Source organism: Flavobacterium sp. AJR (genome assembly GCF_002156885.1).
In the GTDB taxonomy this organism is placed as follows: Bacteria; Bacteroidota; Bacteroidia; order Flavobacteriales; family Flavobacteriaceae; genus Flavobacterium.
In genome coordinates this window covers 1-12,838 of sequence record NZ_NCWQ01000111.1, presented here as the reverse complement: position 1 = coordinate 12,838, position 12,838 = coordinate 1, and the positions used below count along the sequence as shown (strand labels likewise).

General features: G+C 31.3%; 14 protein-coding genes. All 14 read right to left on the bottom strand.

Annotated elements, in window-relative coordinates; genetic code table 11:
• Window positions 1-116: 116 nt before the first annotated feature.
• Window positions 117-332 carry a hypothetical protein gene (locus tag B8T70_RS21325; protein ID WP_123912143.1) on the bottom strand — a complete coding sequence of 72 codons (216 nt, stop codon included), beginning with the start codon at window positions 330-332 and terminating at the stop codon, window positions 117-119.
• A gap of 91 nt (window positions 333-423) precedes the next feature.
• Window positions 424-1,482: a DUF2931 family protein gene (locus tag B8T70_RS21320; protein WP_086896152.1), complete on the bottom strand. Its 1,059-nt coding sequence runs from the start codon at window positions 1,480-1,482 to the stop codon at window positions 424-426.
• A gap of 167 nt (window positions 1,483-1,649) precedes the next feature.
• Window positions 1,650-2,513, bottom strand: coding sequence for a DUF4280 domain-containing protein (locus B8T70_RS21310; protein WP_086896150.1), 864 nt, complete (start codon window positions 2,511-2,513; stop codon window positions 1,650-1,652).
• On the bottom strand, window positions 2,501-3,238 hold the full coding sequence (locus B8T70_RS21305) for a hypothetical protein (protein WP_123912142.1): 738 nt from the start codon (window positions 3,236-3,238) through the stop codon (window positions 2,501-2,503). The genes B8T70_RS21310 and B8T70_RS21305 overlap by 13 nt, the downstream gene beginning before the upstream one ends.
• 59 nt (window positions 3,239-3,297) lie before the next feature.
• Window positions 3,298-5,265 carry a phospholipase effector Tle1 domain-containing protein gene (locus B8T70_RS21300; protein WP_086896148.1) on the bottom strand — a complete coding sequence of 656 codons (1,968 nt, stop codon included), beginning with the start codon at window positions 5,263-5,265 and terminating at the stop codon, window positions 3,298-3,300.
• Window positions 5,266-5,268: 3 nt separating this feature from the next.
• Window positions 5,269-6,387, bottom strand: a complete 1,119-nt coding sequence (locus B8T70_RS21295; RefSeq protein WP_086896147.1) for a DUF2931 family protein — start codon at window positions 6,385-6,387, stop codon at window positions 5,269-5,271.
• Between the two features lie 58 nt (window positions 6,388-6,445).
• Entirely contained in the window at window positions 6,446-7,072 is a 627-nt protein-coding gene (locus B8T70_RS21290; protein ID WP_086896146.1) for a hypothetical protein, read from the bottom strand.
• Window positions 7,073-8,908, bottom strand: a complete 1,836-nt coding sequence (locus B8T70_RS21285) for a type VI secretion system Vgr family protein (protein ID WP_086896145.1) — start codon at window positions 8,906-8,908, stop codon at window positions 7,073-7,075. It abuts the gene before it with no gap.
• Window positions 8,909-9,058: 150 nt separating this feature from the next.
• Window positions 9,059-9,343: a hypothetical protein gene (locus B8T70_RS21280; protein WP_165763239.1), complete on the bottom strand. Its 285-nt coding sequence runs from the start codon at window positions 9,341-9,343 to the stop codon at window positions 9,059-9,061.
• 89 nt (window positions 9,344-9,432) lie between these two features.
• On the bottom strand, window positions 9,433-10,077 hold the full coding sequence (locus B8T70_RS21275; protein WP_086896143.1) for a hypothetical protein: 645 nt from the start codon (window positions 10,075-10,077) through the stop codon (window positions 9,433-9,435).
• A gap of 74 nt (window positions 10,078-10,151) precedes the next feature.
• Window positions 10,152-10,826 (bottom strand): hypothetical protein, encoded by a 675-nt coding sequence (locus tag B8T70_RS21270; protein ID WP_086896142.1) that lies wholly within the window; start codon window positions 10,824-10,826, stop codon window positions 10,152-10,154.
• 71 nt (window positions 10,827-10,897) lie between these two features.
• On the bottom strand, window positions 10,898-11,752 hold the full coding sequence (locus tag B8T70_RS21265; RefSeq protein ID WP_086896141.1) for a hypothetical protein: 855 nt from the start codon (window positions 11,750-11,752) through the stop codon (window positions 10,898-10,900).
• A 124-nt stretch (window positions 11,753-11,876) separates the two neighbouring features.
• Window positions 11,877-12,269 carry a type VI secretion system tube protein TssD gene (tssD, locus tag B8T70_RS21260; RefSeq protein ID WP_086896140.1) on the bottom strand — a complete coding sequence of 131 codons (393 nt, stop codon included), beginning with the start codon at window positions 12,267-12,269 and terminating at the stop codon, window positions 11,877-11,879.
• Between the two features lie 156 nt (window positions 12,270-12,425).
• Window positions 12,426-12,812: a type VI secretion system tube protein TssD gene (gene tssD, locus B8T70_RS21255; RefSeq protein ID WP_035627552.1), complete on the bottom strand. Its 387-nt coding sequence runs from the start codon at window positions 12,810-12,812 to the stop codon at window positions 12,426-12,428.
• Between the last annotated feature and the right edge of the window lie 26 nt (window positions 12,813-12,838).

The window sequence follows — 12,838 nt, the reverse complement described above, 5'->3', positions numbered from 1 at the left end:
TAATCTATCCCAGCAACTAAAATATATTGTTTCAAAGCATTAACCTGTAATTTTCCTCCTTTAAAACCTTTAGCACCTGAAATTTGATATGTTCTTGTAGCCATTTTAAATTATTTTTAAACATGTTCAATTTCTAATTCTTCTCGCAATTCAGCAGTACCATCTGCCGTTATTTTTCCTGTAACTTTTATTTTTTTTACTCCTTTTGTCAAATCTTTATCATCAATCTCAGATATTTCTAAAGATATTTCTTCTCCCTCTTCATAATTTTTTGTTGTCACAAAAATGCTTACTTTTTCACCAACACTAGCCTTTTCAATTTCTTGTTTCATTTCTGCACACATCCAAAAAGCATACTATACTTAAAAACTTAATCTCTTTTTCATCGTCATTAGTTATATGTTTTTTGCTTTTATGCAAAAATTACTTATAAGATTCTTTAAATTCTTGATTGCTTAAATACACTCTTTTATTGACAGTTTCCAAAGTTTCATTATTTAAGAATACCTCAAAACCACTATTGTCATCACTTATTTTTATTTGGATTTCATTATCTCCCGTACCCTCATTTTTAAACTGTTCGTTAGTTTTTTGCCAATCAAAAAAAGCTCTACCCTCAAATTTTTCCCCTTTACCTGTTTCCCAAAAAAAAGTTATAGCCTTTGGAATAGCCCTTTCTCGCTTAGCAGGATTTAATGATATAGGTCGAACTGCAATTTCAGATTCAGCATTAAAATACCCAGTCATTACCTCAAAAAGTTTGAAATTTGGCTTTGTAGAAGTTATTATAGGTCGCCAAACGTATCTCCTACGATAATTATCCCATTTTTCAGGGCTTGCATCTGGATTGAAATAATTTTCATGCACTTGTTTTCGATTCATTGACCATGATGCAAATAACTTTTTTTCCAAAGCAGCGTCGTCTTTTACTACATCCGCTTGGTAACGTCCCAGTTCTTTTTGGGTAGCTCCATACCGCAACCAAACCACAACTATTCCTTTTGGAGCAAAGCCAAAAACAAGGTCTCTAAACTCAGTATAAGTTCTATATTGATTCGGTTTGCGCTCATATACATACTCCTTTAAATCTTCGTCATATTCTAAATCTTCATTATTAGCATAAAATCTTTTAGTTAAATCCTCCATCGTTTCCACTGGAAAATCTACATTTAAGCGATAAAAAGTATCTTCATATCCTACATAATAGGTAATATCAGCTCCAATAGGTGTACCATACTGTTCTGTCCAAGACTTATGAGAACTACCCCATTCACCTGAAGAACCTCCATACGGGAACGAAGCAGAATTCCCTTCTAAAGTTTTTATTTTATCATAAACAGGTTCTATTCTATATTTACTTTCAGGATGGCACATCTCAACATGAAATTGCGGTAATTCTTTTTTCATTTGGCAACTAATTAATTGGGTAAAAACAACAGCTAATAAAGTACAATATGATGCTATTTTTTTTATTTTATCCATGGTGTTTTGTTCTAATGCTCCTTTCTTTTAATGGTGCTTGACTTTCGCGGGTTTCAAGACCAAATTTATTCGCTTTTACAGACCAGTGTAAGTATTCGTTTTTTTCCTCCTTTAAAACCTTTAGCACCTGAAATTTGATATGTTCTTGTAGCCATTTTAAATTATTTTTAAACATGTTCAATTTCTAATTCTTCTCGCAATTCAGCAGTACCATCTGCCGTTATTTTTCCTGTAACTTTTATTTTTTTTACTCCTTTTGTCAAATCTTTATCATCAATCTCCGATATTTCTAAAGATATTTCTTCTCCCTCTTCATAATTTTTTGTTGTCACAAAAATGCTTACTTTTTCACCAACACTAGCCTTTTCAATTTCTTGTTTCATTTCTGCACACATCCAAACTGCACTAAGAATTTTCTTCTTTTTTGCTTCTTTTGGCACTGCTTCAATATCCGATGGCTCATTACGTTGTGCACTATCGGTAATTTTTATATCGACACCACCATAATTACATTTTATGGTACTTTTAAGCAGCAAAGGAAATTGTTCCTGAACTTTTATCGTTCCAACATCTTTCCAATCTCCCAATTGCATTACCGAGGCACAAGGACTGGCACTCTGTGGGCTTTTCTTGCAATTACCTTTAAAAATAAGACTCTTCATATCTTTCTCTTTTACAGTGGCAATTTTTTTGTCTTGTATCGTGGGAGTATCAAAATTTACTTTAAGGTCTCCTTTAGGATTAGTACACAAATCGCATTGCAGCTTTGCTGTATCGATAACAATTTTTAAGTTATCTGCTGCTTTTTCTTCTTCTTTCCTTTCTTCTTCTTCTTTTATATCATCCTCAGAATCTTGCGCCATCCTATGTGTAATACTATCTTCTTCTACACGTTCTTTAATCTGACCAATGTTTTTGCTCATGTCAAAGATTTCATCCTCTTTCTTTTGTTCTTTTTCAAGACGTTCCTTTAACATTTTATCATAATCAGGCATACTCAGCCCTCCAAAAATATTATCTAACCAACCCATACTACACTATGTTTTATGTTTATATTTTCGTTTTCTATTTCTAGATAACCTTCCTGCAATTGATTCTCTTTATTATAAATCAGTTCGCCTTCATATCTATTTATTACATCATTGCTTGAAATAATGCTTTTAAATTCGCCATCGTCCTCTTCTGCTCTAATTATAAATCTAGGCACTCTTTTATCAGTCCAAATTTTTTCAATAACTGTAACATCATCAAACTCTAAAATAGTAGCTATTCGTTTTTTAGGTGCTTCATTTATATCATTTTTCCCGAACAACCCATGGAAATATAAACCATACATATTTTTAGAATTTAAAAAGAAAAGCATTTTTGTTTCATCGTCCAAAATATTAGAAATTTCATTAAAAAAAGAATCCAATTCATACCCTGAATTATCTTTTCTTAATTCTAGTTTTCTTCTTTCCCATCGATGCTGTGCTTCCCGAAGGTTATAAACTTTTGCAATTTCACCTTTACCATTTATACCTAATTCTAGATTACCAAATGCAAAAACATCTTCTCTTAATAACTTATCATCTTGCTCTTTTTGATTAAAAAACATCATAACTTTACTTATAAATGCCTTAAAAACAAACAACTCTTTTCTTTTTCCATAATAAGTAAATCGCACCTCACGGATAAGTGATTTCTGCTCAAAATAATTTTTATTGGAAAAATCAATTGTTGTTGTTTCAAATCTATAAGGTTGTTTTTTATTCAAAACTGGTTCTAAGTTGTACTCTTCCAAAAAATATATTTTCGGTATCATATTCAAAATCTTTAATGCTCTTCTCGTATTCTACTATCTGTTGGATCCATACCCAACCAATCTTTATTGGCTGACCAATGAAAATATCCGTTTCGCAATATTCGTAATAAAGTTTGATCACTTAGACCTTCCCATTTATCTGCAGGCTCTGTGGCTAATCCTGGGATTTTTTCCAAGTCCAACCTTATTTTTGGTTTATAGTCATTTGGATTTAAGTTATCATATCTAGGCTCTTGTTCCAATTCGTTCAATCTACCTTCTTTTATTCGCTTATCAATTTTCTCATTAGTTTCTATTAATTTAACTTTCTCATCATCTATAAACTCCCATTCTACTCCTCCCTTATTAAAAACATACTTTTCTAAGTGTGTCTTAGTATCCTCAAGAATACCATCATTATTAATAGGATAATCGCCAACCACACTTCTAGACATATGTCTTTCTTCGGTAAGTTCCTTAAAAAAAACTTCCATAAAATGTAACGGAATATAACTGTATTCCTTTCTTAACATTCGGGTACCAGTTAATTTATTATATAAAAAACCCCATCCTTCAGATAATTGTTCTTCTTTATACCAATAATTTTTTATTAAGTACCCTTTAAAATTTAAAAAAATATTAGGATCAAAGTGATTCGTTGTTTCAAGCTCATCAACTACTTCTTCTCCATTTTCATAAGCCCCGCCTATATCACAATGTACACCTGGTAGGTTTTTTTCTATTACACAACCATTTTGAGGTACTCTTGTTAAATCAAAATTTTCCCTATGTTCATCTTTTGCAGTAAAATGAACTATTTTTTGAGCAGCATCTAATTTATTAAGCTGTAACTGTAATACATCGTCTTTAAACTTACTTTTATATAGATGTCCAGCACCTTTCAGAAGTGTACCACCATCTTCTTCTTTTAATGTTCCATCTCCATCTTCCTCATAAGAGGATACCGTGTCATAAAGCCCTACAAATCGAACTATAATTCTGAGTTCATCTAACAATTCAGGTTTTAATCCTAACTTAAGTAATGAATAGCCTAAATGTCCCATTTCTGGCATTTTCCCATTTTTTATTAAGGATGGATCAACAGGTTTACCATCACTATCTCCTTTTCCGTATATGGGTTTCATATTTTTTTTAGGCAAGGCTTTAAGACCTCCGGATGGCATAGCAGGAATTCCACTATCGCGACCAAACTCAACATAACGAGGCTTGTCAATAACATCCTGCTGCTTTCGCGATTCTCTTATCTTACTACTATCCTTAAATATTTTATCTTCATCGTATTCACCCGTTTTTACTAATACCAAAGGAGCCTTCTCAGTTATTTCATATACAAAATTTCGTGCCGATGCTGCTCCACGACTAAAACCAAATACATCAACTGTAACTTGGGTTACAATTTTATTACCATCATCATCGCTTACTTTCTTAATTTTTTTAGCCAATAATTCACATGCCTTCCTTACTTTAGCTCTAATACCAGTATTACCCGATCCGTACTGGAAACCTTGATCGACATCACGAGCATTATCATTGGTCCCCATACCCTCTATATATATTTTATAATCGTTTTTGCAACACAACGACATACGGGCTACATTTGTATAATCGTTACCAAAACTGTTATCGACTCCCATTTTATCTAAGGCCTTTGCTCCTTTTGTAAAAATATCCATAATACCATTTCGATGAGCTGCTTCTAGATATTTCCTTTTCTCATCACTAAAACCACTACTATCGCTATAGTTATCATCTTCAGCATCACGAGCTGATTTTCGCGCTTTTTCTCCAGCTTCATCAAAAGTATAATCATCTTTTTTTTCATTATTCATAAATCCCTCATCACGATACTTTTTACGGAGTTTTGTATTTTCAAGATTGTTCAATGTTCCATCAAAAAAAAGACCAAATGTTAGTTCTTCGTACTTTTTAGGAATTACATCTTCGCTTGTACCTGTATTATAAACAAATGATTTACCCATGGCTTAAAATTTTCTATCCGATTTAAAAACTTCAACTTTTGTTCCTTTATTGATATGAACCTCTTTATCCTTGCTTTTTAGCATTACTGTAATAAAAGTATTTGGAATATTTATTTGAAATACTAATTCAGCTAGAGCCTCATCATCCTCTTTATAGATTTCTTTATAGGCGTCAAATATTTCTTTTTCATCAAAATTTAGTGTCCCTGAATAAACTTGCCCCTTTTTGTCTTTCCATCCAAAATTTACTCGTTTTGGTACAGCTTGTTTTATAAATTCATTATCAACTAAAGATTGGTCAAACAAAGATCCGAACTCTCCATTAAACATATCTAATCTAGTAAATATTACTGTCATCGTAGAATCTCCAAAAGTGTTTTGTGTAAAAATAGGTCTCCAAGAGTAGCGTTTTCTGTAACTATCCCAAAGCCCATAAGGGATAGGCTTATTTTTATTAGCTTCTTGAATCTCTATAGGTACAATTTCCTTATTTAGCATCGTTTCTTTACGGTATTCAGGATCAAATAATAAGCGCTCATGATTGTCAAGGCCACCTATCTCGCTTTGCGGAATTACAATTTTTTTTCCTTGATAACGTCCTATTTCTACCTGCATTCCCGCACCATTAAGCCATATTACAACTACACCTCCAGGAGCAAAACCTACTACAATAGCATTAAAAGTATCAGTTTGGTATCTTCCGTCATTCAAAAACCACATTCTATCTTGATAACCTTCTTTGAACAATCGTAGCATTTTGTCATAATCTATATCACAATCTATTGTATAAAATGTATCCTCGGCATATGCTAACCAAGTAACATTAAGACGTTTTGGTACTGCTTTTTCGCTATGACTCATTCCTCCACCATTACTTCCCCACCTACCAGTAGTCACTCCTAAATATAAACTTGTAGATCCAGATGATGATTCTAAACCACCTTCATAAACATCTATTGGGTAACCTAATGGACTACAAATATTACCCTCGTATTCAAATTTTGGTTCATTCATTTCTTTATCTTGTTTTTTATGCTGGCAAGAGCTAGTTAATGTTGTTAACAACGCTACTATAATTAGTAAACAGAATATTGATGTTGTAAGATTTTTTAATATTTTCATATTCTAATATTTCTCAAATAATTAAAGACTAAGTCAATTCTATACAAATAATATTTTTTTAATTTCTATTCCAACTTTGCGTAATAATTAATAATGTAATAATTGAACTAGAAAGAATAAATTGAAGAAAGTAAGTAAATAAGTTTTTATTTGATATCTCTTTTTTAAAGTGATCAACTTGTATTACAAAAATTATTAAAAATAATAGCGTCCAAAAACCTGAAAACATTGGTACTAATACAATATCATTCATTGAATATGAATCATATAAAGCAACAACTAAAATTACATTTAACACCCAAATGAGGATTGAATATAAAAATATTTTTATAAGATCAAACCCACTTACATGAGTTTTAGGTTCTTCCTCATTGACGACTCCCTTTTGTAACAATAAAAAAATATTGTATAATGGTACAAATAAATAGTATCTCGGTTTCTTTATATCATTCATTCTTTGTATTCCTGCATTAATTGTTGATAATATAAACAACCAATAAAATAATCCTGTAAAATCATTGTTTTCTAAAAATTCGCAAATTTCAAGAATAACAAAAATGCTAATAAAATTGACAATAATAAATAACCAAAAGTGACTTCGAGATAATAAGTGGCCGTAATCAAAAATAGATCGCCAAATTTTCATATAAATATCTAAAAGTTTTTTTATATTTCCTCTTATCATTTATCCTTTATTTACTTTGGCATCTTTAGAACCCAACAACCTTGAAATACCGGAACTTTTTATCAATATATCTCCCCCTGTTGCGTTATGAGTTGTTGTTTTAGTAGTTTCATTTAAGTCACCACCTATAGCTATAGTTTTATTCTTCTTAATATTTTGCTTATACTCTTGAGCTTGTAAACTTATTTTTTCTGTTACAGTTGTCGATTTATTTTTACCTATGTCTGTAGTTTTATCTTCGCCTACTTGGGTTGTCATATTTTTACCTACATTAATAGTAAAATCTTCGCCTACATTAAAAGTCATGTTCTTTGGTGCAGTTACATTAATGTTCCCTTTTCCATCCATAACATAAGTATTTCCGCTTGGGTCTTCGATTAAAATACTTCCCTCTGCATCATTAAAAGCCATTTTTGTCCCAGAGCGACTATGCATCACTTTCATATCGTTATTTGGAGTACTATAACCGCTTTTGGCACTTCTGTTAGACATTGTTCCTACCACCACTGGCATTTCGGCGTTACTAGCCTGAAAATCTACAAAGACTTTTTCGCCTACTTCAGGAATAAAATAAAAACCTTTATCACTACCTCCGTGTGGTTGAATCATAGGAATAAAAGGAGTTGTTTCTCCTTTGGCTTCTTGCCACGGCATTTGTATTTTTACACCACCAAGTCCATCGGGATCATCATTAGATATGATTATTGCCGACTGACTCTCACAACGTGGGATTAAATCCGGATCAGTTCTTGGTGAGAATACAGCTCCACTAAAATTTATTGCAGTAAAATAATTTTCATACCCTCCTCCGTCATCACAAGTATGTGTTATTTGAGTCACTCTATAAGAACTCTCAAGTTGTACATCGACACCACTTATTCTTACCGTATTCCCTAATGTAATTCCTGGAACTTCACTAGAAGCTTCTATCTTCATCATCCCACCCAAAGCAGAACGCATCTTGTTTTTAGCATACTCTTCAGAAGCATTTTTACCATCTCCACCTACTCCATTTTGGTTAAGTTGTATCACGGTCTCTTTATTAAAAACCTGATTGGATTTATTTATAAAATTTTGATGAAACCCATCTACTTCATTTCCAAATTTAGCTGTACTATCAGGGAAATGATCTCCTTTACGATTGTCATTTTCTATGGTTTTAAACAAGGTAGGAGCTAACTTTATGTCATAACTAAAGTTTTGCATATTAACTCCATAAACAAGTTTTGGTTCTCCTCCAGGGCTTCCCGGACTTCCAAAAACCATTGTACGGCCGTTGTAATAAAACCATTGCCCGTAACGCATTGCCAAACGATTTAGAAAATCAAAATCACTTTCGTTATACTGCACTGTATAAGCCAAATTATCTTTATGATATGGGCTTACATCCATATCGATTTCATAATCTGATTTTACCTTATTAACAATATCCTCAATCGTCATTTTTGTAAATGAATTCGATTCGGGACCACAATCCATACCTATAGAGACACTTTTTCCTTGTATCATTATAGTTTCTTCCATATCCCTAACACGGGATTTTTGCATACTAATCTCGGTAACAATTCCATAAAACTGCATGATATAGTCCTTAGGATTTGTTACAACCATAAGATCGTCTAAATCTGGTATTGCTTTTATCTCAATGCTTATTTTTTCTCCTATCAATTTTTGAGAAATAGGCATTACGCTTTGTAATTGGTTTACCAATATATCATGACGTACTTCTACCGAAAAAGTATGATGGTCATGAATTTCCTGATTTATCTGCAAATGGCTAAAATTCTTAATTATTGTTTCGCCTATTTTTATTATTGTGATTGTTTGTAATGCCATTATTTCTTTTTTTTAGTTTATTCTAGTTATGAATTAAAATCAAAAATTAATCGGAAATCAAAATGCTTTTCAAATATTTTGGATGTTTATTTATTAAATTTTAATATTCTATTAAAAACTAGGTTGAATTAAAATTTACCTTATTATTCTCTAAAAATCAGTATGTCTATTGTATTCAAAGCTATCAAAAGGCATCCATTGATTTTGTTTTTTAGTGTACCATACCGCAATTTGTATAGAATCGTTTTTATTCCATATAGCTTCTTTTATACTTATTTTGACTCCACCTTTATAATATTTTCCTATTCCTGCTCTTATACCTGGGAAAATTTCATTTTGTTTAGCATTCTCAAAAACAGTTGCCTCAGATGGTTCTCCGTAGTAACTTAACGCCTCTTCATAAGAGATTTTTGAAATATATTCCTTTGTGACCATACTCTTTTTATCTTTAATCTCATTTCCTTGTTTATCTTTACAACATATCAAAGTAACCAAGCAAAAAATTAATACTAAATATATTTTTCTCATAAGGATAAATTAAAATTTGTATTAGGCATCATAGTACGTATCTCTCGAAGAACATAATCGAAATGTCTCGTTCTTAATTCCATTCCCACATTCATGATACTAACTTTATCGTCATAGAAAGCACCTCCAGCACGATATTCATCAGCATGCATATTAACAATTGAACTACTGTTTCCAATAGCATGTCCGAATTCATGAGATATATTTTTTTGGGATACACTTTTCGGAGCTCCTACTTTGTGTAAGCTCTGTATATCAACCGTATATAATTTTATTTTACGAATATTCCATGCTACATTTGGTCTATTAGTAAAATCTCTTGATGCAACCTTACTTATGTCAACACTCCAATGTTCACCGCTAACAACCCATTTAATATCGAAAGACAATCTAAAAACATCATTCTTATGTTTCTTTGCAAAGGGCGAACTCCCCACAGGTTTTAATCTAGCTTTTCTATTCCATGTTATATCCATTTCCTTTTCAAAAGCCTGATGCATTTTCTGTTTCTCGTTATAACTCCACTCAGGAAATCCATTTGCAAGCCAATTATATTTCCAGCGTTGAATTACTAGAATACTTTTATTTTTGGTGTCAATATCAATATCTAAACGAGGTGTTCTTTTTACAATATGTTCCATAATTTATAATTCCTCTATTTTTTATTTAACTTATATAATTACAATAAAAGAAAATCTTTTTTAAATTTGTTTTACTATTTTCTAATAGTTAAAAATCGAATGTTTTCATTATCAATTTCTCTACTATTTCCAGCAAAACCTTCACATTTTTCTGTGCCAAAATCTGAAGACCCGCGACCTGCACCTCTAGAACAAAAATCATCATCAAAGAATGTTTGCCCTCTGTTAACTTTCGTGACAATCTCTACATGACTACCTCCAAATGCCGCAATATCTCCTCTCTCTACATCTTTTTTATCAACTATTTTAAGAATCCCTTTAGCTTCCCAAATGTCTTTTGCCGAATAGTATTTGTTTCCATTTCTCAGCTCATATCCAGCCATATGTAATGCCTCACCTACAAATAAATTACAGGCCCATTTCGCATTTTTACCATAATAAATTACGTAATATCCATTAGGCCACTTTTCATAAGCATTCTTAAACTTTGAATAATTTTTTAGATTAATCTCTTTATCATTCAAATCTGCCAAATAAAGTAAATACTTCATCTGAGCTTGGCTATACTTCTTCCATTCTTCAATAAAATATGTGGCAGCAGGAAATTTAGATGGCTTAAGATATCCTCCCAAATCCTTATTTTTTGTTAAAATATATTCTTTTAGATTATAAAAATCTCTATAACTATTCATAATATCAGGATTATTACCTAACCTCTCAGCAGCACTAGCTATTTTTTCTATTGCCATAATTCTATATTATTTTACTATAAAATCATATTATTTATTCAATTAACAAATCTTAACTCTTTAAGAGTTTATTACAAAAGAGTATCATTATATATCTCATTTTTAATAATTTTGCCTTTTAAAAAAGTAGTTATTCTGGTTTTATTATTTAAATAATAATAAACGATAGAATCTCCTTTCGACTTATAAAACTCTAAATTCCCAGATTTTTTTGCCTTATACATACCTCCATTTTTATTATAAAAAGTTTGTTCTATTGCTACTGAGCCATCATATAAATATTCACGATTAATATACATTCCCACATACTTATCTTTTAATATTGTTCCTTCTTTAATTATCGTATCATTTTTAAATTCTTTATAATAGCCCGTACCTTCTTTTCCAAAATTCTCTTTATAAATAATTTTTCCTTTTTCGTCGTAACACACATATTCATCTCTATAATTATAACTCTTATGTAATGTATACACTCTGGCTAAAATGTTATTTGAATGATATTCCTTTTGGACTCCTTCTTGCTCTCCATTTATAAAATGGTAAACCGAAACAAAATCGCCATTAGACTGATCATAATCTATTGCATAACCATCCAATTCTCCCTTATCATTATAATTTTCTTTGCTTCGCAAAGCCTCGTCAAAGTATAATTTCCATGAACCAGCCTTTTTGTGATTTTTAATTTTACCCTCAAAATAATTACCCGTATTATAGCTGGAAAACACCCTATAATATCCATCTTTTTTTACGTAATTGCTATCTTTTTCGAATAAAAGGATTGTATCCAAAGGAATTTTATATAAACTATCTTTATATATGATACATTTTTCTTTCCATTGCTTTGGTTCTTTTTTACATCCAATAGATGCCAAAAGAAGCAATAAGAAAGCTAATTTCTCAAACCACTGTACCTTGTTTATTTTCATAACCTAAATTTTATACTTGTTTTTATTCAGATATACATATCTAAAACGGCAATCTGCCAATAAGTATGATAGCTATTTTTTTCTATTAGCACTTTTTAAACTGCCATAGTAAACAAGTATATTTTTAAGAATTTTTCCAATTATTCTCAAATACAGTATTACCAATTTTTATTTCATTGGATGTAATAAGAATTTTTGTAGTCATAGGGTTAGCACCCTCGCTACGAAAACTTTCATGGAAAGAGATACAATACGCTTTCTTAAAAGTTACATTTTTCATGGTACTCATGGCGTCTCTACGGTAAAAAATAACTTTACCATCTTTTATACTAGTGTGCGAAACCATCCAATCCGAAAATAAATCGGTATGTGTGCTCTCAACAACCAGCCTAATTTGTCCACCTTTGGTTTTATTTGCAGGTTTTCCGTTATTATCTGTCCCTTGGTCAAAGGTTACATCAAATTCTAAAACATTAAAAACTTCATTATCTAATTCTAATTTTGCTAAAAAACTCATGTTTATTATTTTTTAATTATGTGTATATAAAATCTAGTTTAACAAGTCTGAAAGAATTAAGCCAAAATCTTAAAGATTAAACAAAAAAAGGAAGTCCAGTTAATGGACTTCCTTTAATAGATTCAAGCTTAATTAAGTTTGATAAAGTCCAAAGGATTAAACCCAAGCATTATCAAATTCTCCTCCGCCCATCGAAATTCTACGAGCTGAGATCATAAAAGTTTCCGTTAACGGAGTAGCACTGTTATGATCAAAGTTCTCCTTGTACTTAACCATGTAAGCTTCTGTAAACTTCAACTCTTTTAATGTAGCATTCGAATCACGTTTGATGAATTTTACTGACCCATCTTTTCTTTCGAAATTATTGGTCATCCATTCGAACAATTCTGTGCTACCAGTTGATTCTACTTCGATCATGATTCTACCACCACGTGTTACTGTAGATGGACGCCCAGAAGCATCTGTTTCTTGAGCTAAATCATAACTTACATTTAATACTTTGTAGTCCTTTCCGGCTACTGACAACGATGTTAAAAACGACATAATAAAAATTTTTTAATTATTAATTT